The following is a 24,020-nucleotide window of genomic DNA, read 5'->3' on the forward strand; positions in this document are numbered from 1 at the left end:
GTATTTCTTATCTATTGGGGTAAATCAGGTTATGATTGGGGAAGTGAAGAGAGCGATGATGATGAAGATAAGAAAAGGGATTTGTCTAAGTAAAAAATTCCTTTTCTTATATTTATTCATTCAATTCAAGTTAGTTTGTCTTGATATTGAATCTTCCATCAATGGGGGCGATTATCTTATAAAATAGTCGCCTCCATTTTTGTGGTACAAAATGTAATTTAGATGTTATCATGAACCAAACTTATAAACTAAGGGAGAGGAATATTGTGAGGTGGAAAAGTGAATGCAAGGAAACGATTATTCTCACTTGTTTTTGTGATATCGGTAGTGCTCACCGGGTGTCAAAACGATGGAGATTCCAGCAAACAAGATACAGAGCCCAATAAAGAAAGCGAGCAAGTCGAACCTCTTCTTGAAAAACCTACATTTACCCTTAAGCAGGGGACGGACAAAATCAATTTCGAAACGAAGTATGAGTGTTGGGTAGAGAACTGTTCAGAGAGTTCTGCGTTCCCTTCCAACATTACGGGCGGCATCGATATCAAGAAAGAGACAAAAGGAATCGAGCCAGCAGGAGTTCTCCCAGGAAAAGTGATCGATATTGAAGTGGATGGGGAGAAGCCAGATAAGTTGTCTTACATTGAACTAGTGGGTTCATCGAGCAAATCTGGGACCTTTGAAGATCAACGATTTGAGGTGTATGGAGAAGGGACGCATTATTTTTTGATGACCGCTTCCTGGAATGAAAACGGAGAATTTCAAGGGTCTAAAACAGTAGGTTTTGTATTGAAAATCGAGGAGAAAACGTGAGTGCACCTAAAAATAGTTTTATTTTTTAAACATTAGCTCTTCGAAAGAAGGATTTCCACCGTACCTATATCCGACTTTAGTATATATGACCATTAATAGTACTAGTACGTCGAAAAAGTAATTTTTTTAGGTAGTAGATCTCTCAGATCTGAGTCTTCCGTTTTAGGGGGCGATTGTTCTATCTGATTTGATTGATCATGAAAATTAATGGTTAGTTTTTTTAAATATTTTGAAGTTGGTGTTTTTTTATGACTAGTTGTGAGTGTTGTCATACCCAGTTTAGGTGGGGTGAAATTTTAAAGGCAAATTTCCTTCATGGTTTTAGTAAATGTAGAAATTGTAGTTGTGCCCATAAAATTGATTTTCCTTCGAAATTAAAAGTAACGCTCTTAAGTGTTGTGCCATTCCTTGTATTCGGGTTGTTTTTAACACCTTTCGAAAGTACTATTTTTACACTATTGATAGGTTTATTAATATTTCTATCAGGGATGGTCTTAACTCCTTTTGTGGCTAATTATAAGATGACGAGTAAGTAGACGGTTTAATATCTCTCAGATAATAGAATCATGAGTCTCTAGGTTTATCTTGATTTCATGTCTTCATGAAACGGGGGCTTTACTTAAATAGGGGTTATTGCTCGTTGTACTAACAAGAGAGCAAGTATTGTACATGTTGGGAAGTTAATTATTAAATACAATAATAGTTTTAAGGAGATGAAAAGGAGATGAAGAATATGAAAATAGAAATCGAAGTTCAAGCATTTGGAGAGGTTGAAGTCCAAGGTACGGCAGGTGCACATAAAGGTGTTGAATTAATGGAAGTACATAATCTGTCTAAAGATACAACATTAGGAGAAGTAGAAACTCTGTTATCCAGACTATTTCAAGAAGTAGAAAATGGATATGACAATCCAGAACAAAAGGTGGGGAAAATTACGATGCGATGCAAAAAGGAAAATGGAGAAATTGTATATTTAGGATAAAAGAATTGTTGAGAGAAAGAGCATTAAAGTAAAACTATCCTTAAATTATATCTTGGATTCAAGTCTTCCTGAAAATGGGGGCTTTAATTGAATATGAAAGACTAAAAGTCAGCATCTAATGCTGGCTTTTTATTATGCTGAAAGGAGGTGGTTGTGATGTGAATTGATACGCATCCGGAATCTTAAGCGACCTTCACTGTATTTAATGTATTATTCTGATGTGATAACCTAATATTACCAGGTTAGCCAGTAACAAAAGGTTAATAAGTAAATTTGAAATAGGGGAATCACAAATGAGAAGACTATTTTTAATCGTACTAGCAATTGTAATTTTGAGCAGTTGCACTCAGAAAGAAAAAGATGTTGACGAAGAAGCATCTGAACAAAGTATCTTAAGTGAAAAGGAAATAATCGGGAAAATAGATATGAATATACTAGACGACGTTAAGTTTGAATATGAGGGTGAGCCTTATGAAGCAAAATTTCACGTTGAGTGCAAGTCTGAATTAGGGTGTTCCAGTAACGATCAGCCTTTAACTTTGAAGGAAATAAGAGAAGAAATAAACCCAGTAAAAATTGATGCCAACATTGGAGATCATATAAAATTAAATATACCAGAAACACTTTCTAAACCAGACCAGATTATATACTCGAAGCAACAAGGAGCTACAGGTAGTCAAGTAATAATGGATGATTACACTATTGAAGTTAGTGGTGAAAGAAATGAAGAGATTGTAGGCACAATAACATTTAACTGGGTAAAGGAGGCAGGAGGAGAACATACCTCTACTATTAACTATTATTTTATAATTCCAAATCCAAAGTAGAGGAATTACCTAATTTATATACCTAATAAAAGGTCAGTCTCGTTGGTTAGCTTGGTGCGGTGGTGCGATTATATCTGTAGTTATTATAAAATTATTTACTGATGAAGCATATGAATGGGGACGATTTATTGTTATGTGTGCTGGTGGTATTGTAGGAATATCGATTGCATTTGGAATTAAAAAAGCTATTAGCGATAGTGAGAATTAACCTTAATAAGCATTTTATCCGATTCACTTCAATAGAAGTCAGCATACACTGCTGGCTTTTTATTATACTTAATGGTGGTGATTGTGATGTGAATGTTACGCATCTGGAATCTGGTGTGAACCAGTGTGAATTAAATAAGACCAAAGGCAGCACTCAATCACGAGTACTGCCTTTGGTCTTATTTTTCTAAACTAACAGATTGTGGTAATCTAGAAATTGGCTATCACTTTTTGCAAGATATTGGGCAGGTATCTCGAAAGTGAGTCTTCAAACATAGGGGGCATATCTGAAATAAGATACTAAATAAAGCAGTAGCTAGGTTACAAAAAAGCGGAGAGTCTATTAAAAGATTCTCTGTTTCTTTTGAGTAAAGTAATATCTAAAAAATGAAACGAGAGATAACAATTAATCGTAAAATATAAGAGGAAAAATGAAGGAAGTGATTCATCCATTGTTTTCAACATATTCTAACCTGCAGATAAAACAAGAGACTATATTTAAAAGTCAGAGTCGCCAGTATTCAGTACGTACTGAAGGGAAATTAATAGGTATGATTGAGGAAACTATAGATACATCAAAAGACTGGAAAAACCAATTGCTAAATTTTATTAACTTACATTCTGTCGGGAGTAAGCTCTTGTGCATAACTAATCCAAAAGCAAAGGTCATTGCTTATATAAATAAAAAGAGAGGTTTTAATAAGAATATAGATGTCTTTGATGCCGAGGGGAACAAAATTTCTACTTTACAGCAAGAATTTAAAATCAGGTCTCAAAAAATACTTGCTATGTCTCCCGATGGAAATGACTCTCTTATTGCAAAAGGAAAAAATGGTTCATTAGACTTTTTAGTAAAAGACAATGAAGAAAGTGAGTTAGTGGTTTCTAGCATTAAGAAACGCTCAATTGCTACTCCAACTCTAAAAGAATCTTTAGTTTTAGGAGAACAATATTCCATTAAAAGTCATAAACAGATAACAGAAATGCAACAATTGATTATAATTGTGATGACAATTATTATTAGTGAGCAGTTACATAATGCGTAATATCTTGAATTCAAGTTTTCCGTTAATGGGGGCTTTAGTTCAATACGGAGGTCGTTTTTTTTTTTACTGATAGCATAATTCTCAGTGAACAAATGGAATAGGCACTGTTCATTTGATATGTTTGAATTGAAAATGTTGGGGGGGATTGAAATTAGACAAGTTATTTCGTTTGCTAAATCGCTAATGCCTCATGCAAAGTCTAATAAGGTATAGCGATATTTTGCGTGAGGATATAAGAAGTCGCTCGCTATTAGTAACCATTTCTACCTTTTTAGGCTTTGCACCTTGTGATATCCAATTTAAATATCTTATAAGGGGCAAAAGAAATGAGTTATGTTAAAGCTGAAAGTATACTACCTCCAGAACTATTAGAAGAGCTACAAAAATACGTTCAAGGTAAGATGATTTATATACCTAAAGATAAAAGTGACTATCAGAAGTGGGGGACACGTTCTGGTAGTAGAACAAGGTTAGATCAAAGGAACCGCATTATTAAAGAAAAGTTCAAATCGGGTATAAATATTGATGAGATATCTGAGGAATACTTTCTTTCTGCTGAAACAATCAAGAATATTGTTTACCAAAGAAATTAAATGAGGTTGAAATAGAGGGCTACACTGTTAAAGGTAGCCCTCTTCTATGGTGAGTTTTTTTCATAATCATTTTGAGTATTTAACCGAAGCTCTAAGAAGCATAAACTGTAATTAACTTAATAGTTGAATTTGCTAAACAATGCGGAGGGGAAAAAATGATGGGGAACAGTGAATTAAACAATATAATCACTAACATAAGCGATAAGATTGATTTTTCAGGTGTGGTACATGTGAAACATAACGGAGATGTAACGAATTTGTCCTTTGGCTATGCGGACAGGTCTGAAAAAAGGCTGAACAATATGGACACCCGTTTTGGGATAGCGTCTGGATGTAAGTTATTTACGGCTATCGGGATTTCACAGTTAGTCGAAAGAGGTTTAATAAATTTTGAGACTCGTTTAGCTGACTGCTTAGATCTAGAATTTCCAAACTTCGATAAAGAGATTACGATCCATCATCTTTTAACACATACATCTGGCATAACTGATTACTTTGATGAAGAAAAGATGAGTGATTATGAAGATATGTGGAAGGACCATCCTGTTTATCAAATCAATACTCTTAAAGATTTTTTACCTCTATTTCAGGCTGAACAAATGAACTTCAAGCCAGGGGATAGCTTCCATTATAACAATGCAGGGTACATTCTCTTAGGTCTGATAATAGAAGAACAAACAGGAATGTCTTTTACAGAATACATAGAAAAAGAAGTTTTTCTTAGGTGCAATATGTTAGGTTCAGGTTATTTCTCTTTGGACCAACTACCTGAGAGCACAGCAAATGGATACATTGATAACCATGAAGAGAATACCTGGAGAACAAATATCTATTCTATTCCTAAAAAAGGTGGGTCTGATGGTGGTGCATTTACTACAGCAGCCGATATGATTAAATTGTGGGAATCGTTGTTTAACTTTAAACTTTTGAATGAAGAGACGACAATGAAAATGCTTAAACCGCATGTTCATGTAAATGGAGAAATCCATTATGGTTATGGTGTATGGATGAACAAAAGGATGCAGCAAATATATAAATATCATGTGATGGGGTATGATCCAGGAGTCAGCTTTAGAGCTTCTATTTACCCTGAATCTAATTTGAAGATTGTTATACCTTCCAATATAGAATCTGGTCCTTTCGATATTACTAAAAAAATTGAGGAGGTACTTTTAAGATAAGTTTGATGAGGAAAGTATCTCGAAATCAAGTTTTCATCAATCGGGGGGCATTTCTTATGTAAGAGTACCCTACCCCCTCATAAGCTGAGGAATGATAAGTGATGCATTTAGATGATTGAAACTTGGAAGGAGTGTGCATAGAAAAGTGATATATGAGACCAGAAGGTTAAAGTTTCGTAAGTACAATGATGAGGATTTCGATTACTTATTTTCTTTACTATCAGATCCAGAAATGGTGAGGTATATAGGTGATGGAAATACAAAAGACGAGAAAAGCACCAAAAATTTTTTAAATTGGATTTATAGTTCATATGATGTTGGTCCTGATTTGGGTTTAATGGTACTAGAAAATAAGGAAGATAATACTCAAATAGGGCATGCAGGTCTGGTACCACAAACAGTTGACGGAGCTGAAGAAATTGAAATAGGGTATTGGGTTTCTCGAAAACATTGGGGAAAAGGTTACGCTACAGAAGCAGCAAAAGCTTTGAAGGAATACGGACTTATTGATCTAGGTGAAAATAGACTTGTTTCTTTAATTCAACCTAATAATATGCCTTCCAGAAAGGTGGCTAATAAAATAGGGATGGATTTTGATAAGGAAATTGTACTTGGAGATCAAAAAGTTCATGTTTACTCAACCTAATTTGAGAATTATCTCGAAATCAAGTCTTACGGAAACGGGGGCGTTTGTTCAATAAGTATAGTCTCCTTTTCTTTACCTTTTGATGGGGATATGTAACCGAGTTTAAAATGAGGGAGAAGATACTCTTGATTATGAAAATCATTTATTGGATCAATGTCGTTGTCAGTGGTATTTTTATGTTTTTCGTTATTTTACTTGGTGCAACACATGGTATTGCAGAGACGCCAGAAATTTCTGGGATTGTTTATCCAGAGTTTTTCATGATTATTCCAGCCTGGTTAATTGGAGTGATGGTTGGCTTATATATCTATAAAATAGAGAAAAGTGAGGGAGGAAAAAGGTTTTTTTTCCTCTTACTTTCCATCATTCTCACTTGGACGTCTCCATCCGGTATGGAGATTGCAAGGATGCTATTTTAATATTAACTCTAAAATCTCTATAAAATCGATAATGATGAAACTACTCAAATCTTGAGTTCGAGTTTTCAACTCATGGGGGCAATTCTTTAGCAGAAGAATTGCCTCCTTCTTAATGATTTGGGCGGGTTAGTTGAAGACTCAGCTCCGAGATAAATGACCATATAATGTAAAAGAGGTTGAGTGATTGGCAGAGTTTTGAAATAATTGGAACTATGCTGAGTTGCTTTTGGAAAGAGCAATTATCAGTGTAGAATTAACATGATATTTATCTTGATGATAAACGTGTACATAATATAAGCAGAATAGAGGTGTTGCTTTCAATGATATTAATAACGTTAGTACTACTTCCAACAATGATCACTAGTCTAATGGGATATTTCTTGTATAAATACAGTAAATCTATAAGTATTATTGCGATGATACTCATTCCGGTTATTTTTATGTACTCGCTTGGTAGTTATGATGTTTTATTTAGCGTTCCTTTATCTATAATAATAGTTCTAACCGTTCATAGGTATATAAAGTCTAAATTATCTTGATTTCAAGTCTTTTATAATTGGTGGGGCAATTCTGAAACAAGAGAAATCCTTCTCTTTAAGTTTGGTACAGGTTAATAGAAAATTTAGGGAGGGTTTTTGTGCCAAAATCAGTCTTAGGAAAGTTATGCTTGTTAATGTTGGTTATATTTTTCATTCAGATTGTTTTGTTTGTGACGATGATGTCAATTAACTTTCTCGGAGCGATGGTTCAGTTCATTAAAATTACCCCATATACAAGCATAGTTGGTATCATACTAGGGGTAACGAGCTTAAATAAAGAACGGGAAAAGAGGATAGTACCTCTTATTACACTTATCGTCGGTGTAGTATTCCTTTTGATATTTCTTCTCTTCTTATTCGGTTTTTCCTTTGGTGGATAATTTCACATCAGATCTAATGACAAAGTATTATTTTGATTTCGAGTCTTATGGAAACTGTGGATATAGTTGCGCAACGGCTATCGTTTATTGTACTAAAGGAGTAGTAATGTTGAAGGGAGAGAAACACTTTGTTCTCGAAAAAAAATATTGGAATTACTATCATTTTTTTGGGTGCAGCTATTATTATGGTCAGAACTTTTTTTCTGCGTTCTACTGAATACGCATTTATCTTACAAATTACAGGTATTATTTTATTTTTTGGAGGCGGTTTACTTATTCCTGATTTCACAGGTAAAAACAAACAAGAAAAGGAAACATAAACCTTGTTTCCTCTCCCACTAGAGAGTTATTTAATTCAAGTCCAATGCGAGATAACTCAGTTCCAAGTTTTCAACTAAAGGGGGCAATACTGAGAAATGAGCGATTATTTGAAGGGGGTTAAATCTTGAAAGAGATAATCAAATTAATTGAAGATAAAAAATTTAAAACAGCTCGTGAAAAACTTCTTCCATTAGTAAGAGAAAGTACGAAAAATGCGGAGCTAAACTATTACAGTGCAGTTTCACATGATGCTTTAGGTATGGAGCGAGAGGCTATACCTTTTTATGAAGCAGCTCTTTCTTATGGGATAAATGGAGAGTTGCGTGAGCGTACATATGTACAATTGGGTAGTAGTTTGAGGTGTATTGGTGAATACCAAAAAAGTAAGGCTATATTAGAAAAAGGAGAAGTCGAATATCCAGATAATCTAGCGATAAAAACCTTCTTGGCCATTGTTATGTACAATTTAAACGAAGAAGAAAATTCAGTTGCAAGTTTATTGGAAGCATTAGTTAAAACATCGTCCGATCCCTGGATTAATAGCTACAGAAAAGCTATAGATTTCTATTCCGGCAAACTAAATCAAACATGGTGAATTATTCTGTAATAAAGCTAATATCTTGATTTCAAGTCTTTCTGTATTGGGAGCGATTGTTTAATATCATCATTTGCTCTTTAGATAAGGAGGATTATTAGGAAGACTTGAATCAATAAACGAACAATACTATATACTCTCAGCGTAAACCCCTAAAGGAATTCCTTAAGGGGGTTTTATTTTTATTTACAATTATTTGAATATCTGATAAATTAAACATATCAAAAAGATATATATCAAAAAGATATTAAGGGGTATACTATGGCTCAGAAAAATTACACACAATATGCATTGCTAGGCCTACTAACAACGGGGTATCATACTGGGTATTCAATGAAGCAGATGATCGATGGTAGCTTAAACCATTTTTGGAAGATTAGCTACGGTCAAATTTATCCTGCTTTAAAGATGTTAGTGGATAAAGGTTATGCAGAAGTGAAGTACACGTCTCAGCAAGGAAGGCCTGATAAGAAAGAGTATTATATAACTTCGTCTGGAAAAGAAGCACTGAAGCAATGGTTAAAACAACCTGTACAAGAACTTCCTATAGAGAAAAATGAGCTACTTCTAAAGCTATTTTTTAGCCGCCAACAGGACAAACCCACAACTATCAAACAAATTGAAATCTATCATGAAAAACTTCTTGAGAGATATAACACCTACGAAGGTATTAAGAAAATGATCCTTTTAGAGTCGTCTGAGCATAAGGATGCGCCTTTCTGGATTATTACGCTAGATTATGGACTTAGTACTACTCATGCAGCTATTGATTGGTGTATAAAAACAAAAGATACTTTACTTAATCTTAAGGAGGAAGAATGATGGGAGCAGAAATATTTAAGGGTAGGTTTACTGTTGATAATAGGAATGAAAGTGAATTTGTTGTCTTCCTAATTGGTATGCGGATAAATAAATGGTGGGCAGTACACAAATGGATTCCTGTATTCTTAGCAATGCCAGCTATGGTTAGAGAGCTCTTCAGCAACAAGGATTTAGGGTTTCATACTATGGAGAATTTCTTCAACTTTCGTTCGACACTCATGGTCCAATATTGGGAATCAGAAGAGGATTTATTAAGGTATGCAAGAGGAGATAAACATTTGAAAGCATGGAGAGACTTTAATAAAAAAGTCCAAAATACTGATGCAGTGGGTATTTACCATGAAACTTATTTAATTAAACCTAGTCAATTTGAGTCAATTTATGGGAATATGCCAAGGTTCGGATTAGCGAAAGCCCTAGGGCATACACCTATTACAAATTCCTCTAGAACCGCACGACAACGTCTTAAAAATCTAAGGTGAATTATCTTAATATCTTGAAGTTGAATCTTCAACTAACGGGGGCGTTCAATGCTAAAGACATTCACCAGAAAAATACTATCAGCAGCCATTACACTAATTGCATCTCTATTAGCCTTTTAATTTATGTTTTTAGAAGGAGGACAAGAAAGCTTCTCTGTGATTATAATAATAGTAACAACAGGGCTAATTATTGGAACAATCGCATCTTTAGGTATAGATACATTATTATCTAGAACCGAATACAATAGCTTCTCACTGAGATTAATGCTACATGTAATAATCGCATGCATACTCCCGTTTCTTATTATGCCTACTGCGCCAGCTTTGTTTTTATTGTTATTCATTATAGTTTTACCGGTTGCTATAACTTTCTTCTTAATTGATCATGCCCTAAAATCATTGTTCTTGAAAACAGCGCCTTAACAAATTAAGTAAGACGATTCCTCGTACTCTAACCAAGGTTAAGGTGATGGTAGGTTGGGTATGATAAAACTTCATATGTCTTGATTTCGAGTCTTAAAGAAACGGGGGCGATTCTATATCAGAGGATTGTCTCCTTCTGTTTAAAATAAGAGTATTTCTATTGGAGGAGTAATATGATTAATGTCTATATTTATGCACTGGACACTTTAGCAGACTGGGAGCTTGGATATGTGACGTCAGAATTAAATTCTGGCCAATACTTTAAGAAAAATAGCGATAATGTTTCTGTTAAAATCGTTGGTGCTGACAGAAATTCAATTATAACTAAGGGAGGAATGAGAGTTGTACCAGAGTTAACCACTGACGAAATCATTTCTTCACCAAAAACAGTTTTGTTGCTACCAGGTTCAGATACGTGGAACGACCCAAAAAACAAACCGATTATCAACAAGGCAGTTGAATTGTTAGAATGCGGTGCAACCGTTGGTGCAATTTGCGGTGCTACAACTGTACTCGCCGAAGCAGGTGTTTTTAATAAACGTGTACATACTAGCAACAGTCTTGATTATCTCAAGATGGTAAGCTCGAATTATAAAGGAGAATCCTATTATAGAGACGTTAAAGCTATTTCGGACCAAAACTTGATAACAGCTAGTTCTGCAGGTGCGTTACCATTCGCTCAAATTATACTAGCTAAGTTAGATGTGTTCTCTGAGGAGACCCTTGAGGCATGGTATAGCTACTTCAATACGGGAGACCCTAAATATTTTTACGATTTAATGCAGACACTGCCTTCTTAATTGAACTGAATGAACCAATGTTGATAAAGGAAATTAAAATATCTTGAATTAGAGTCCTTTAATGGGAACTTTAGTTGAATAAGCCCAGCACAAAAACAACTTCCTAAAAACGGAAGTTGTTTTTTGCTGTAATATTAATACTAAACTTTAACAGAGCGGTTTAATTAGGGATAACTGTAAAAGCGTAAATGTCATACTTAACTTTTTCATCTTCAGTCTTATGGTGTTTATAATAAATATACTTTGAAGATTCTCCTTTATTGCCTATTACGGGTAGTGAATAATCATCACTTAAGTTTACTTGTTTAGTTGTGGAAGTATAATGGATCATAGCTCCAGAACTATTAACGTCTATGTCTGCTTGCTTAATTTGTAGTTTTGCCGGAGTGCCTATTTCAGGAACTCCATAACTATCAAAATTCTCATGTACCATCTCAAGATCATCCTTTAAAGTGCAGTTTTTGTTACATGTATATATAGGATCAAGTTCGTAATCCTTACCCCCAGTATTGATAGTTATTTCTTCACTCAATTCCTCACCCTTGTTGTTAGCGTCTTTATCCTCTTCACCTTGATCAGTTGATGAGCAACCTACTAAACTAATTGAAATAAAAAGAAAAAGCAGAAATTTTTTCATTTTCAACCCCCGTTGGAATACTTCATAAATGTTACACTTGGGATTGTAATGTCTTAATTGGGAAATATCAACAAATAAGAATTCATATAACTAATAGTTAATGTAGTAAGAAATGAATCATAAAAAAACACTTTGCCTCGATTATTTTGAATTCGATCCTTCCCTTATAGCGAGCAATAATTGATACTGAAATAACTGTTTCCTACCCTCTAAGGTAAAGAGCAGTAGAGGATTGGCAGGCACTGTTCAAGAAAATAAATCAAGTATAAAGAGAGATGGTATCAAAGGAGAGAGATGAGAATGTTTCAATTTGTACCTGTCAGTGAGGACCTCATTCAAATAGAAAAAAGCATACATAACAAGAATCCAGATTATAACAACATCGCTTATGATAAAAATCACCTTAATGAAAATGATATAAGAGGACATTGGAGAGACGCTGAAAAGTTAGGGTTAGAAAGATACTTAGTTAAGAAAGGTGACATATTTATCTCGATTGTAGAGTATGGGATGAGTTCACCGAACCAAAATAAGCCATGGTTGAGTCTATTGTTACTTGATCAGGATTTTCATGGTCACGGGATTGGAAGAGAAATTTATCACTTTTACGAAGAGTTAATGACGGACAAACAAGTAGACACCATAGAAATCGCGGTTCATGCAGCCAACACTAAAACTCTAACATTCTGGACTTCGTTAGGGGTTCAGGTATTTAATGAAAGAGCCTATGAAGGTAAACTCATGTATAGCTTAAGCAAACAGCTTAGCGATACATATTGATATGCAGAAAATGAACAAGCTATCTATTTGGATTGTCTTATCTATGGTCCTCATAGTCGGGTACAATCTAGTTCAGAAGGATATTCAAACAATACGAAATAACCCGGATCAGTATAGTGCCTATACAACGCCTTACGAAACAGGAATCACGTTTACATTGTCAAACGAACAAATTCGCAAAGGTATAACGGAACCAAGATTGTTAGAAAAGGTGCATGATACAAATGTTTCTCTTATAGAGGTTTATGAAAGAGGAAATCATAATGGAAAGTATGTCATTGTAATCGGGCTAGAGGATGAGTATCATTCTTTAGGAGGTACGATGCTTGCGATGTTCCGTTTAAATCCTGATCAATCCTCTTCAAGAACGGTAACGTACGAAGTTTTTAATGAGGATGGTAAAAATGTAGACGTTGCACATGGTGGTGGCGATGGAGAGGCTCCGTATAATCAGTCCTATCACTATGAGCTGCTGGAAGAAGACTTGTTAATGGGAGAAACTTGGACATTTAAAGTGAGCGGTCTTCATCTTTTGCACTATGGAAAATATTAAAAGCGTCTGCTTTGTTATTTAGTGATATTTAGTAAAATAGAATTTGGAGAGATTATCAATCAAGGTTAGGTCTATATGTACAACTTGGAATGAAAAAGTTCAGTCATTCTGGTCAGGCGTTACAAAAGAAGGTTTACTGAAAAAGATGTATAGTTGTACAACGATTATGTACACCATTATGATTTTGATCTAATAAACGAAAATTAAGACATTCATCTTGATATTAAGTCTTCAAAAATATGTTCTCCTATTTTCTTATACAAAGGGACTAAAAAGGTAAGGCTAGCATTTCAACACACGGGCAGTTTAATTGAATCAGTGAAGGAGAAAGAAAAGATGAAAACAAGTGAATTACCAAAAGTCCAAATAAGAGAACTAATTCTTAATGACGTAGAAGACCGTTATCAATGGTGTCTTGATAAAGAAGTGACAAAACACTTGAATATGCCAGAGAAATACCCTCCCTTTAGTAAAGATGAGACTCGAAATTGGATTCAAATGTGCATTGACAAAACTAATGGATATGAACAAAAAGCTATTGTCACCGACGCAGGGATACATATAGGGTGGATTGATTTGAAAAACATCGATAAACTCAACAAACACGCTGAATTAGGCGTAGCGATAGGTAATAAAAACTACTGGGGACAAGGATATGGTTTATCTGCAATGAACCAAATGCTCTTGTGGGGATTTAACGCATTAGGTCTTAACAAGATTTGGCTTAGAGTTGAAGTTGATAATGAGAAGGCAATTAAGTCTTATAAGAGAATGGGCTATGTTGAAGAAGGTATTTTAAGACAAGACCGTTTAAGAAAGGGTAAATTTGTTGATCGTTTAAGAATGAGCATGTTGAAAAATGAGTTCTTAAATTAAAGGGAGCTTTAGTTGAATACGCCAAATACAAAAAAGGAACTTCCATACTATTGGTCGTTCCTTTTTTGTAGTAATATCAACACTAAACTTTTACAGAGCTTCTTGAAAAAACCCTAGTTCCTTAAAATAATATACACGAGGTAGGCGATATACATAGTCATTAGAATCATACCTTCTGCTTTGCCAACTTTATAACCTGTCCTCGAGAATATAAACAGCAGTAGGCTTAAGACCGTCATGAGGATCACGTCGCTCCATATACTCCCGTTCACGGGCAGGGGCGAGATCAGAGCTGAGGACCCGAGAACGAATAAGATGTTGAAGATATTGCTTCCTACGACATTTCCGAGTGCAATGCCACTTTCTTTCTTCAAGGCGGCGGATATCGAGGTCACCAGTTCAGGGAGTGATGTTCCGATTGCGATGATGGTCAGTCCGACTAATGTGTTGCTCATGCCAAGGTCAACGGCAATGGTGGTTCCGTTGTCGACGACGATGTCACCACCGAAAATTATCGCGACTAGACCGATCGAAGTCAAGGCCATGTTCTTTCCCCATTTGATGTCTGATGGGATGGGGGCAGCAATCGATTCCTTACGACTTCTCAAACCGACTTCGATTAAGTAGTACATAAAGATCGATAAGAATAGTAGAAATATGATGCCATCGCTGCGTGTGAGCAAGTTGTCACTGGATCCCTGCAGCGTCGTATCACTTATGAGTACAATTAAAGCAACGCTGGCCAGTAAGATAAAGGGGATTTCTTTTTTGGTTGTCTCACTCTCGACCATCAAGGGGTAAAGGAATGCAGCAATCCCGACCACTAACGTGATGTTGAAGATGTTGCTTCCTACGACATTTCCAAGCGCCACTTCGGCATTTCCCTGCATAGCGGAAATGATGCTGACGGTCGCTTCAGGTGAACTTGTACCAAACGCTACAATCGTCAAACCGATCAATATAGGGGGGACGCGGAGCAGTCTTGCGATGTTGGAAGAACCGTCTACGAACCAATCCGCGCCTTTGATCAATAAGGCAAAACCAAGTATTAATAATAGGTACTCCATAGTGAGTGATAAAACTCCTTTCTATTTCTTTGAAAACGATCCCCGCTCAGGCTCATTCTTACAAGTGTGGTTTGTGTAGGCGACGTTTCGCCAGCCTACCTCTAGAGTATTTACGTATTTGGGGGTCAAGTACTAGTATACTAGAATGATAGTTGGTAGAAAACGCTGCAATCCCCAGCATTCATACGTATGGCAGCAAGTGGCTCAACCAAGCAAAATGCTGTCTTTCCTCATGATTCTTTCAGTTTCTTAATCCGGTCTTTCAATTCACCTTCAATCTTGATGGTGGAAGCGCTCAGGGCTCCTCCGCTGATTCCCAGGCCGATGCTGACGATACTTGTATGACGACTTGTGTACAGCATAAACAGAAGATGATGAGGACGAGAGTGATGATCCGGATTCCTCTTTACCCATCCATATGATTCCTCCTTCGCAAATAGGTCATTATAGGGTTATTTCCCATGAAATGACAGGGATGAAACCTATGATATATTGGAAGAAACAAATTAAAGACAGATGGTGAAGTCCGACGTAGACGGGGTCTTGAGTGTCTGGAGCCCATTTTTAATTGGAAACGAGTAGAAAATCAATTCAAGCATTCCGAATCAGGCATCGGTAAAGGCACTTTCCTCCTTTTCTCTAAAACTGGGCACTTTATACCTACTTTGGTTTTTTTCAGAATAAAAGTAATATTATATATATTTGAAAACGCCTTCATTTGTATCGATAATGCTTTATACTGAAAAACGACAGCAATAGACAAAAACGGCTGCGGTATGAATATTCATTGCTGGTTTTACTTTTACAACAAGAGAAGGGGAAATTGTATTGGTTAAAAAACGTAAAGGAATGTTTCAAAAAGGATTGGATGCCATTGAATATGTAGGGAATAAGCTGCCCCATCCCATTACACTATTTGCGATCTTGGCACTACTAGTTGTCGTACTTTCTGCTATCGTTTCCAGTTTTGGACTGAGTGTAGAGCACCCTGGGGAAGAAGGGAAAATAGTTGAAATAAACAATCTACTCAGTGCAGAAGGTATTGAGTATATTTTCTCCAGTATGACCGATAACTTTATTGGATTTGCTCCTTTAGGGGTTGTTCTAGTGACAATGCTTGGGATAGGGGTAGCCGAAAGAACCGGGCTGATTAGTGCATGCTTACGTGGTTTTGTGCAGTCCGTTCCAAAACCATTCATCACTTATGGCCTTGTATTTGCAGGTGTCATGTCCAGTGTTGCTTCTGACGCTGGTTATGTCGTATTACCTCCACTCGGGGCTGTCATTTTTGCAGCACTTGGCCGTCACCCATTAGCGGGGCTTGCTGCTGCATTTGCGGGTGTTTCTGCAGGATTCAGCGCTAACTTGTTTTTATCAGCGACAGACCCGCTACTCGGGGAGTTAACGATTGATGCTGCTGCTATCATTGATCCTGCCTATGCGGAGAATATGAACATAGCGATGAACTACTATTTCATCTTTGTTTCTGTATTCCTGCTAACATTCGTAGGGGGATGGGTCACAGAAAAGATTGTCGAGCCCCGTTTGGGACAATACAAAGGCGAATTCCGTGAAGAATTAAAGGGATTGGATGCTACAGAAAAGAAAGGTTTGAAATGGGCGGGTATTTCTGTCGCTGTTTCAACCTTGCTCATTGCTCTTTTGATTCTTCCAGCTGGAGCGCCGTTAAGAGGAGACGATGGAGGAATCATACAATCTCCGTTTATGAGTTCTCTTGTGCCGATCATCACCATTCTATTCTTTATTCCTGGGTTGTTTTATGGCATAGCTGTCAAAGCTATTAAAGATGACAAAGATGTGGCAAACCAGCTTTCTGAGACGATGGCTTCCATGGGGATGTTCATTGTACTTGCTTTTACGGCCGGACAATTTGTAGCTTACTTTTCAGAAACAAATATGGGACTCGTCATCGGTGTTTATGGCGCGGAATTATTAGAATCGGCCAACCTATCAGGCATCCCATTAATCTTAGGTTTTATTTTAGTGGCGGCAACGATTAACTTGTTTATAGGCAGTGCGTCTGCAAAATGGGCAATGATGGCTCCGGTATTTGTACCGATCATGATGCAGTTGGGTTATTCACCTGAATTAACACAGATGACCTACCGTGTGGCAGATTCTACAACCAATATCATTACGCCTTTAATGACTTACTTTGCTATCATTATTGCATTCGCTCAAAAATACGATAAAAAAATGGGAATCGGGACTTTAATTTCTGTTATGTTCCCATATACGATTTTCTTCCTTGTATCATGGACACTCATGTTAATTATCTGGATGATGACTGGCATTAATTTGGGACCAGGCTCTCCCATCCACTATTAATGAATCTTCTATTTAGATGGAGGAAATCACGCTGTAATGAAAAATGAAATTCCAGTTATATGGAATTTCATTTTTTTATTCCTCGCGTGCAAAATTTGGTGCTGATTCCTCCTCTATATACTGAAACGGAAGTAAAGACGAAGAGGGTGTGCCTCCTATGAGGTGCATCCTCTTTTCGTTCATCGATGCTCGCTTATAGCTTTTTCAAAGAAGGTATTTAATGTCTTTTTGTGGAAGTGTAGGAGTAGGTGGTGATGACGTGAAGAAGGAGAAATTGATTGAGAAATATGATTCCCATGTCGAGCTTCATTCCAAGCAGCATCCGACGATCGAGCGGTGGCGGGCGCGGCTGCTCGATGGGGTGCAGGGTTCGGTGTTGGATTCTGGTGTCGGGGCTGGTGGGAATTTTCCTTACTACGGGAAGGATGTCCGGCTGACGGGTGTCGATTTCAGTCCGAAGATGATCGAGCGTGCGCAGGAGCAGGCTGTTAAATATGGGATTGAAGCGGATTTGATGGTGGAGGACATCGAGGAAGTGGACCTTCGGGCGGGGCAGTTCGACTATGTGGTGTCGACGCTGACGCTGTGCAGCTATCCGAATCCTGTCCGTGTGTTGAATCGGTTCGGGGAGTGGTGCAAGGACGATGGCGAAATGCTGCTTCTCGAGCATGGCTTGAGTGTGAACAAGGCGATAAGGGCTTTGCAAAAAGGTGTCGAGCCGGTGTTCCACCAGGTGACAGGCTGCCATGTTCACCGGGATATTCTGGAGATTGTAAGAAGATCGGATCTTGAGCTTGTGTCGGCGGAGGGGCATTGGTCGGGAATCTTTCATTTGGTGCGGGCGCGTCCGAAGCGAGTTTGAATCTTCTAACAGAGAGTGGTAGAGAGATGTTCTTATCTGCGAGCACGGTCATATTATTGAATGCTGTCGTGTTTTTCTTGCTTGGTCTCGAAAGCCTGTTGGATCTGGAGGCGGATCGGAAGGTGGGGTACTTCTTCCTTTCGATATCGTTGGCTGTCATTATCACAACGTTCGGTGTTGTGTGGTGGGGTTCATCGTAAGTTTTGAAAAAAGAGAGAAAGGTGTTTGGTATGAAGGGAATGCGAAGGGTGACAGGGGTTGTTTTAATTTTGTTAGCAGGTGTCTTTTTCTATCATATTTTCATTGATCGATTGTCGGATACGCTGCTTAACTTTGTGAATGGGATTGTTTTTCTTAACACGGGATTGATTATGTTGCAGGGTGAGGACAAACGGAAAATCACAGGTACAGCAGCCCTTCTCGTTTCTCTTCTTGCTTTTGGCTTGTTCTTTGTTGAAGTATGGAAAGGCAGTCCGATTTTTTGAAAAGAAAGACCCAAGCGCGGGTACGCTTGAGTCAGAGGTTGAATACGAAAGCCATGATCAGGGCGTATAAGACGACGAGCACGAGAAAGAGGAGGGCGGTCATCCAGCTGGTCTGCTTGATTTCTTCATAGTATCCTCTTCCCTCATCGATCTTTTTCGCCCTCATGATGAGGCCGACATTCAGCATCGGAATGAGGATGACGACGATGGCCGTCAGAATCCATAGGAAACCGGAATGGTCGATGAGCGTTCTGTTGCTGTCGGCCGCAAATCCTTGGAGGAAGATCATGGGTGCAATGAGGAACCTGGACCAATATTGGGATTGGCGTTCTTTCTCAAAGGAACGCTCTTTCATGACTTTTTCTTCGTAAAGGGCTAGTTTTCTCATATCGGATGTCCATGCGTATCGGCCGGTTTTGTATTTCCACCGTTCGACGATTCCAGTGATCAGCAGGAGGGCAGCGAAAAGGAGAAAGAAGGTCTTGTCTGATAGGAAGTTGAGTATGATCAAACTTAGTCCGACGATGCTGATCATGATGGCGTTTATGTATAGTAGTTGTTTTCTCCGTAATCTCTTACGTTCTTGTTCCTTCATATATATCCCCTTTCGGAAAAACTCCCGTCCGTTTTAGTGGAACGGGAGTTTTTGTTTTTTTGTGTCTAAATGGTTGAAAGCATGATGAAGAAAACCAAGATGCTAGTGAATGTGAAGACAACTCCGGTTATCAGGGCGATTTTCAGAGTGTTCTTGCGTACCGCTTTTCCTTGAACAGGCCCATCTACATCAATTCTCTTAGCACGAGATCGCAAACTCCAGTTCATCATGATCAACATAACAGAGAGGAGTACGATGATGACCCAAGCGAATTTGGGAGGAAAAAATGGACTGTTCGAATCAGCGATCACGTACTGGAATCCGATCATGAGCATGACGAACACTTGTGAAATCAGCCCCATTCGTTTTTCTCTCCGAAACGCTCTTTCTCCGAGCTTTCCTTTCTCATAGGCAATGAGTTTACGGGTATCTTTGCCTGTGATGTAGCGTCCTGTGAAGAATCCGTATGCTTCGACGGCTAATGCGATTACAACTGAGATGAGCAATAGCAGAAATCCTGTTTTTGAACTGATATGGTTTCCCAGGAGCAAAGCTATGGCCCCGACCGTAATCATAGCAATGGTCACCTTGAGGTATTGTTTTTTTCGCAGGCGTTTCAGTTCTTGTTCTTCCATATGACCACTCCTAATATGTACGTCTACTAGGTAATACGATTGAACAAGGAAAAAGTTTCTTTGTGGGGACGGTTCTCTTGTTTGGCCAGAGGTCCCAATGATGGGAGGTGAACCGAACGCGAGAACCGTCCCCACGCCGAAAGCATATAAAGAGGCCAGGTCCAGTGGCATGTGCGCCACCGGACCTGGCCTTTTTTCATTCTCTTACTTCTTATTGACGGATGCATTATGAATCGAATCGACGGCGTTTTGAAGAGCGGTGTTGAACTCTTTGTCCGATTGATTCGCATTCAAGTCATCGGCAAGTGCACGGGAGAAGCTAGCAATCAAGCCATCGTTCTCTTTAAGCAGAGAGTTCGCTTTGTCACGATCATAGCCACCGGAAAGCGCTACGACACGCACGACGCGTGGGTGGTCGATCAGTTGCTTATACGTGTTCGCTTCTGTCGGGATGGTCAGCTTCAGCATCACATTTTCATCTTCAGATAGCTGATCCAAGTGTTTGCGGATTTCTTCTTTCAAAATTTCCTCCGCTTTCTCCTTGCCTTCACTGTGGATATTCACTTCCGGCTCGATGATCGGTACGAGACCGGCCGCGATGATTTGCTTCCCGATTTCGAACTGCTGTTTGACGACTTCTTTGATGCCACTTTCGTTCGGCTCGTGAATCACAGAGCGCATTTTCGTACCGAAGATATTACGCTCGTTGGCACGACGTAGTGTTTCATCCAAGTTATCGATCGGCTTCATCAGCTGGACGCCATCCGTCTGGTCCGCAAGTCCTTTATCGACTTTAAGGAACGGAACGATGCCCTGATCGGCTAGGTAATCCGCTGTGTATTTACCCTCTATTTCACGATCCATCGTCTGTTCGAAAAGAATCGCACCGATAATTTGATCGGAATTGAAGGCAGGGGACGTAATGATGCGCGTCCGCATTTTATGGACGAGGTCGAACATTTCGTCCTCACCTGAATACGAATCTTCCGGTACACCGTAAGCGGCTAAAGCCTTCGGCGTACTTCCGCCACTCTGGTCGAGGGCCGCGATGAATCCTTGTCCGTGCTTCATTTTTTCGAATTGTTGTTGGTTCATGTAAACTACACTCCTTTGTAAATTCGATTCCTCTACTACTCTTCCCGTTCATCGTTGATTTTTAACATCGATGATTGTCGAAAGGCTTAGTAGGTCCCGTACAGGATTTCATCCGCCTTCATTTCGGCATCTGTTTCAGGAACTCGCTCAAGGATTTCATACATCTTGTTGGTGATCTTCTCAATTTCCGCGCGGTTATAACCAAGTTCATTCATCGCAATCGTCGCATAAGCCAGTGACTCACTTTTGTCCATACCGGACGCCTCCTTCTGCTCATAGATGTCTTTAGTTTGGTCGAAAGTTCCAACTTTATTACGGAATGTGTGTGGGTCCGTCTCGTTCGTGGGCGTGCGTGGGGACGGTTCTCATGTTTGAAAACGAGCACCTCTGCAAGAGAGGTGCTCGCCAGGCTGCCATCGAAAGCTACTTTCGGTTCTTCCAAGTCTAGAAGGGGCCGGTGGCGTGGAAACGACTTCCTTTCCGCAGGAGGCTCGCCGGCTCCCCCGCAGGAAAGCGAGTCGTTTTCCATCCCACGGTATTCTTATATGATCTAACAGAATCGTTCCACAGACTACTTCAACAGTTAGACGAGCACCTCTACAAGAGAGGTGCTCGCATCAAGATCAGGATCGATCGCCTTTGTGGTTTTCTTTGTGTTTTTGGTTGTGCCCTTGGTTCGAAAGCGCATTGCCGAATTCTTTGGCGAACTCAGGATGCTGCTTCTTCGGGTCGACAATCGTCTTTCCAGCTTTGCCGGCTTCGTTTTTCTTCGTATATTGAGTCAAATCATCATCTCCTTATCTGACCGATAAAAAAGAACACCCCTTAATATAAGAGGTGTCCCCGCTTGGATTACTTCTCGCGTTTTTCAGCTTTACGAGCTTTTTTAGCCTCTTCAGCACCAAATTCTTGAGCGAATTCAGCTTGATGTTTCTTAGGCTCGTGACTTTGTTGGTTTTCGCGTTGTTGTTGTTTGTTACGTTTCGCCATCGTGTCTCATCTCCTTTCGCTTTACAAAGATTATTATGATACATTTTCAAGTCCTGTATTCTTGGAATAAAATAGTTTTTTTATATCCTAACGATCAAGCTTTTGTTGTGTTTTATTTGCTTTTCTTGCTTTTTTCGCGTGCTCTTTATGCTGTTTGTTAGCCACAGCGCTGCCGAACTCCTGGCCGAATTCCGTATCGTTTCGATCCGGCTTGAATCCTTTTTTATTCTTCTGTTCAGCATCATGCTTTTTCGTCTTCTTCGCCATCTCCATCTCACTTCCTTTCAACGTTATTTTGAAACGAGTGGCCTAAATTATTCTTGAAAAAGCAGGCTTAGTGCGTTTTCCAACGTCTGTTTGGGTTAAAACCGTCATAATGGTTGATTAATGACGTTTCCGACTTTTCTTCATAAATAAAACCGTCGTGAATGAGCATTTACGACGGTTTTTCGCCATTTCAAAATAGCAAATGGTCTTAATGTAATGTTATTCTTCAGAATCTGCAGGCTCTTCCTCGCCGAACGCTTCCGGCAGCATCTTGAAGCCATCGATCTCGGCATCCTCATCAATCTCGATCATGATCGCACGCTTGCCTTTGTAGTTGACTTGGCGCACATACTCGAGATCCTGCGGGCTGATCGAGATATTGGCGATTTTCGTCTGGATCTTGATCGATTTCGAATTGTATTTCGGCACGATGTTTTTCGCTTTCAGTTCGTAACGGTCATCATCCGCGAAACGTTGGAAGGCGACTTTCACCTGCTCCTCATCGACATCCTGACCGCTCTCGGTCAGGATGCGGCCGACGTCTTTATAATCCATCTTCGGCGGCTCGTCGTCTTCATTTTCCTCAACGGACCGATGGATTTCACCGTACACTTTCGATAAGGTGGACGGGTTCATCTGCCCGCCGACGACTTCGCGCACGACTTCTTCGAACACGGCTTTGTCGGTTTCCGCGGTCGTCGCTTCCTCCGCGTTCAGCACGTCTTCGATGAATCGAAGGTCAGGCTCGTTCGATTTACCAGTCGAGTAGAGGATGTGGTTCACATCTGCCGCGCCATCGGTGATCGACGGGAACAGGAAGCCGGTCATCGGTTTCTTCAAATCGATGACGGGATCGACCTGGATGTTGTATTTGAATTCTTTCTCAATGTAATCGAACTGGATTTCCTTCTTCGGTTCCTCGGTCTGGTTGACGCTGCAGAGGATGAACGGATTCGAGTAGACGGCGTCGCGCCCACTTTCCTCGCGGTCCTCATTGTTGCCGCGCATCGGCTTCATGTATTCCGCCTTGATGAACGTGACGACGATGTCTTTTTCAAACGGGTTATCATCGATCATCCGCTCCGTCAGCTTGACCATGTATGCCATCCACTCGTCGGTGTCATTACTGAGCAGGGCTTTATGTAATGTCAGCTGCGCCGGGTCTTCGACGTCGCGCTGGAACCTGAGCTCGAACAATTTTTCATCAAGCTGACCTGTCAGCACTTTTTTGAAATTGTTCATGAACAACTCCTGCTGGTCGCGGTCGAGCATGTCGAACGGCTGGTTCTGGTAATGATAAATATCGGTCGAATCTTTCATGATATAAATATTGAAAATGTCGGTGATTTTAAGTAAGTCATTGTCGACTTTGAACTGTTTCCGGATGCCGGCGATGTCTTTCTTCTCCATTGGATCCACTCCTCTACGGCTTGAATGATACTTCCCCTATTTTATCACAGGCACGGCTTTTCGAGGGATGAAAACTCACTGCGTATTTCATCGTATCGTGTCGCCGAAACCGTCGTGATGAGCGCCATCAAAGCGGTTTTGAGGAGAAAGACTCGATGAAACCGTCTTAAGTAATGCAATCAAGACGGTTTTGGCAGATCCAAGCATCGGAAACCGTTGTGAGGGGTATCATCAAGACGGTTTCCGAGCCCGACAGCGCTAGAAACCGTCATAAGCCGCCGCACCCCCGATAAGTATCAGAAAATTGAGGTAGAAGACCGCCTTCTGACAAGCTATAATGGAGAAA

The 24,020-nt window shown here is 39.3% G+C and carries 33 protein-coding genes; 21 read left to right on the top strand and 12 right to left on the bottom strand.

All coding sequences use genetic code 11. The features are described from left to right. Positions 1–315 precede the first annotated feature (315 nt). The 13 genes from H0266_RS14770 (at position 316) to H0266_RS14830 (ending at position 9,850) form a co-directional block, all read left to right on the top strand. Positions 316–810 carry a hypothetical protein gene (locus tag H0266_RS14770; protein WP_181473191.1) on the top strand — a complete coding sequence of 165 codons (495 nt, stop codon included), beginning with the start codon at positions 316–318 and terminating at the stop codon, positions 808–810. A gap of 248 nt (positions 811–1,058) precedes the next feature. Continuing rightward, on the top strand, positions 1,059–1,346 hold the full coding sequence (locus tag H0266_RS19750; protein WP_181473192.1) for a TIGR04104 family putative zinc finger protein: 288 nt from the start codon (positions 1,059–1,061) through the stop codon (positions 1,344–1,346). Positions 1,347–1,543: 197 nt separating this feature from the next. Beyond that, the gene (locus H0266_RS14780; protein WP_181473193.1) at positions 1,544–1,792 is read left to right on the top strand and encodes a hypothetical protein; all 249 of its coding nucleotides are present in this window, start codon (positions 1,544–1,546) and stop codon (positions 1,790–1,792) included. 293 nt (positions 1,793–2,085) lie between these two features. Next, entirely contained in the window at positions 2,086–2,619 is a 534-nt protein-coding gene (locus H0266_RS14785) for a hypothetical protein (protein ID WP_181473194.1), read from the top strand. Between the two features lie 638 nt (positions 2,620–3,257). Continuing rightward, positions 3,258–3,872, top strand: coding sequence for a hypothetical protein (locus tag H0266_RS14790; protein ID WP_181473195.1), 615 nt, complete (start codon positions 3,258–3,260; stop codon positions 3,870–3,872). A 326-nt stretch (positions 3,873–4,198) separates the two neighbouring features. Next, a complete protein-coding gene (locus H0266_RS14795; protein ID WP_181473196.1) occupies positions 4,199–4,465 on the top strand; it encodes a CD3324 family protein in 267 nt (88 codons plus the stop codon). Between the two features lie 155 nt (positions 4,466–4,620). Beyond that, positions 4,621–5,646 (top strand): serine hydrolase domain-containing protein, encoded by a 1,026-nt coding sequence (locus H0266_RS14800; protein ID WP_181473197.1) that lies wholly within the window; start codon positions 4,621–4,623, stop codon positions 5,644–5,646. A 133-nt stretch (positions 5,647–5,779) separates the two neighbouring features. Further along, complete coding sequence (locus H0266_RS14805) at positions 5,780–6,292, top strand: GNAT family N-acetyltransferase (protein WP_343063301.1); 513 nt, start codon at positions 5,780–5,782, stop codon at positions 6,290–6,292. Between the two features lie 131 nt (positions 6,293–6,423). Beyond that, entirely contained in the window at positions 6,424–6,711 is a 288-nt protein-coding gene (locus H0266_RS14810) for a hypothetical protein (RefSeq protein ID WP_181473198.1), read from the top strand. A 1,086-nt stretch (positions 6,712–7,797) separates the two neighbouring features. Then, positions 7,798–7,950, top strand: a complete 153-nt coding sequence (locus H0266_RS14815) for a hypothetical protein (protein ID WP_181473199.1) — start codon at positions 7,798–7,800, stop codon at positions 7,948–7,950. A gap of 125 nt (positions 7,951–8,075) precedes the next feature. Next, positions 8,076–8,546 (top strand): tetratricopeptide repeat protein, encoded by a 471-nt coding sequence (locus H0266_RS14820; RefSeq protein WP_220127288.1) that lies wholly within the window; start codon positions 8,076–8,078, stop codon positions 8,544–8,546. Positions 8,547–8,807: 261 nt separating this feature from the next. Beyond that, positions 8,808–9,368, top strand: a complete 561-nt coding sequence (locus tag H0266_RS14825; RefSeq protein ID WP_181473200.1) for a PadR family transcriptional regulator — start codon at positions 8,808–8,810, stop codon at positions 9,366–9,368. Continuing rightward, entirely contained in the window at positions 9,368–9,850 is a 483-nt protein-coding gene (locus H0266_RS14830) for a DUF4188 domain-containing protein (protein ID WP_181473201.1), read from the top strand. Before H0266_RS14825 ends, H0266_RS14830 begins: the two co-directional genes overlap by 1 nt. A gap of 116 nt (positions 9,851–9,966) precedes the next feature. On the opposite strand, the gene H0266_RS14835 is transcribed toward H0266_RS14830, so the two are convergent. Next, positions 9,967–10,194: a hypothetical protein gene (locus H0266_RS14835; RefSeq protein ID WP_181473202.1), complete on the bottom strand. Its 228-nt coding sequence runs from the start codon at positions 10,192–10,194 to the stop codon at positions 9,967–9,969. Between the two features lie 252 nt (positions 10,195–10,446). Between H0266_RS14835 and H0266_RS14840 the strand changes: the two genes are divergently transcribed. Continuing rightward, complete coding sequence (locus H0266_RS14840; protein ID WP_181473203.1) at positions 10,447–11,073, top strand: DJ-1/PfpI family protein; 627 nt, start codon at positions 10,447–10,449, stop codon at positions 11,071–11,073. 160 nt (positions 11,074–11,233) lie between these two features. Here H0266_RS14840 and H0266_RS14845 read toward each other — a convergent pair whose 3' ends face one another. Then, on the bottom strand, positions 11,234–11,710 hold the full coding sequence (locus H0266_RS14845; protein WP_181473204.1) for a hypothetical protein: 477 nt from the start codon (positions 11,708–11,710) through the stop codon (positions 11,234–11,236). 300 nt (positions 11,711–12,010) lie between these two features. On the opposite strand from H0266_RS14845, the gene H0266_RS14850 reads away from it, so the two are divergent. From H0266_RS14850 to H0266_RS14860, 3 genes are all read left to right on the top strand, one after another. After that, on the top strand, positions 12,011–12,490 hold the full coding sequence (locus H0266_RS14850) for a GNAT family N-acetyltransferase (RefSeq protein ID WP_181473205.1): 480 nt from the start codon (positions 12,011–12,013) through the stop codon (positions 12,488–12,490). Between the two features lies 1 nt (position 12,491). Next, positions 12,492–13,043: a hypothetical protein gene (locus H0266_RS14855; RefSeq protein ID WP_181473206.1), complete on the top strand. Its 552-nt coding sequence runs from the start codon at positions 12,492–12,494 to the stop codon at positions 13,041–13,043. Positions 13,044–13,379: 336 nt separating this feature from the next. Then, positions 13,380–13,919 carry a GNAT family N-acetyltransferase gene (locus tag H0266_RS14860; protein WP_181473207.1) on the top strand — a complete coding sequence of 180 codons (540 nt, stop codon included), beginning with the start codon at positions 13,380–13,382 and terminating at the stop codon, positions 13,917–13,919. Between the two features lie 113 nt (positions 13,920–14,032). Here H0266_RS14860 and H0266_RS14865 read toward each other — a convergent pair whose 3' ends face one another. Together H0266_RS14865 and H0266_RS19650 are read right to left on the bottom strand one after the other, a co-directional pair. Beyond that, entirely contained in the window at positions 14,033–14,986 is a 954-nt protein-coding gene (locus tag H0266_RS14865) for a calcium/sodium antiporter (protein WP_181473208.1), read from the bottom strand. A gap of 230 nt (positions 14,987–15,216) precedes the next feature. Continuing rightward, positions 15,217–15,348 carry a hypothetical protein gene (locus H0266_RS19650; RefSeq protein ID WP_281374348.1) on the bottom strand — a complete coding sequence of 44 codons (132 nt, stop codon included), beginning with the start codon at positions 15,346–15,348 and terminating at the stop codon, positions 15,217–15,219. Between the two features lie 466 nt (positions 15,349–15,814). Between H0266_RS19650 and H0266_RS14870 the strand changes: the two genes are divergently transcribed. From H0266_RS14870 to H0266_RS14885, 4 genes are all read left to right on the top strand, one after another. After that, positions 15,815–17,335, top strand: a complete 1,521-nt coding sequence (locus tag H0266_RS14870; protein ID WP_181473209.1) for an AbgT family transporter — start codon at positions 15,815–15,817, stop codon at positions 17,333–17,335. Positions 17,336–17,594: 259 nt separating this feature from the next. Next, the gene (locus H0266_RS14875; protein WP_181473210.1) at positions 17,595–18,197 is read left to right on the top strand and encodes a methyltransferase domain-containing protein; all 603 of its coding nucleotides are present in this window, start codon (positions 17,595–17,597) and stop codon (positions 18,195–18,197) included. Then, positions 18,194–18,397 carry a hypothetical protein gene (locus tag H0266_RS14880; RefSeq protein ID WP_181473211.1) on the top strand — a complete coding sequence of 68 codons (204 nt, stop codon included), beginning with the start codon at positions 18,194–18,196 and terminating at the stop codon, positions 18,395–18,397. Before H0266_RS14875 ends, H0266_RS14880 begins: the two co-directional genes overlap by 4 nt. A gap of 39 nt (positions 18,398–18,436) precedes the next feature. Then, the gene (locus tag H0266_RS14885; protein WP_181473212.1) at positions 18,437–18,682 is read left to right on the top strand and encodes a hypothetical protein; all 246 of its coding nucleotides are present in this window, start codon (positions 18,437–18,439) and stop codon (positions 18,680–18,682) included. Positions 18,683–18,713: 31 nt separating this feature from the next. Here H0266_RS14885 and H0266_RS14890 read toward each other — a convergent pair whose 3' ends face one another. The 8 genes from H0266_RS14890 to H0266_RS14925 all read right to left on the bottom strand — a co-directional run bounded on the left by H0266_RS14890 (position 18,714) and on the right by H0266_RS14925 (position 23,674). Then, positions 18,714–19,277, bottom strand: coding sequence for a hypothetical protein (locus tag H0266_RS14890; RefSeq protein ID WP_181473213.1), 564 nt, complete (start codon positions 19,275–19,277; stop codon positions 18,714–18,716). 65 nt (positions 19,278–19,342) lie between these two features. Then, entirely contained in the window at positions 19,343–20,083 is a 741-nt protein-coding gene (locus H0266_RS14895) for a hypothetical protein (protein ID WP_181473214.1), read from the bottom strand. A 33-nt stretch (positions 20,084–20,116) separates the two neighbouring features. Beyond that, complete coding sequence (locus H0266_RS14900) at positions 20,117–21,007, bottom strand: fructose bisphosphate aldolase (RefSeq protein ID WP_181473215.1); 891 nt, start codon at positions 21,005–21,007, stop codon at positions 20,117–20,119. A gap of 86 nt (positions 21,008–21,093) precedes the next feature. Beyond that, positions 21,094–21,261 carry a hypothetical protein gene (locus tag H0266_RS14905; protein ID WP_181473216.1) on the bottom strand — a complete coding sequence of 56 codons (168 nt, stop codon included), beginning with the start codon at positions 21,259–21,261 and terminating at the stop codon, positions 21,094–21,096. 369 nt (positions 21,262–21,630) lie between these two features. Continuing rightward, positions 21,631–21,792, bottom strand: a complete 162-nt coding sequence (locus tag H0266_RS14910) for a hypothetical protein (protein WP_181473217.1) — start codon at positions 21,790–21,792, stop codon at positions 21,631–21,633. Positions 21,793–21,859: 67 nt separating this feature from the next. Further along, positions 21,860–21,997 carry a hypothetical protein gene (locus H0266_RS14915; RefSeq protein WP_181473218.1) on the bottom strand — a complete coding sequence of 46 codons (138 nt, stop codon included), beginning with the start codon at positions 21,995–21,997 and terminating at the stop codon, positions 21,860–21,862. Positions 21,998–22,084: 87 nt separating this feature from the next. Continuing rightward, positions 22,085–22,264 carry a hypothetical protein gene (locus H0266_RS14920; protein ID WP_181473219.1) on the bottom strand — a complete coding sequence of 60 codons (180 nt, stop codon included), beginning with the start codon at positions 22,262–22,264 and terminating at the stop codon, positions 22,085–22,087. Positions 22,265–22,483: 219 nt separating this feature from the next. Then, complete coding sequence (locus tag H0266_RS14925) at positions 22,484–23,674, bottom strand: DUF4317 domain-containing protein (protein WP_181473220.1); 1,191 nt, start codon at positions 23,672–23,674, stop codon at positions 22,484–22,486. Between the last annotated feature and the right edge of the window lie 346 nt (positions 23,675–24,020).

It is taken from the genome of Halobacillus locisalis, from assembly GCF_013694105.1.
Classification (GTDB): Bacteria; Bacillota; Bacilli; order Bacillales; family Halobacillaceae; genus Halobacillus; species Halobacillus locisalis.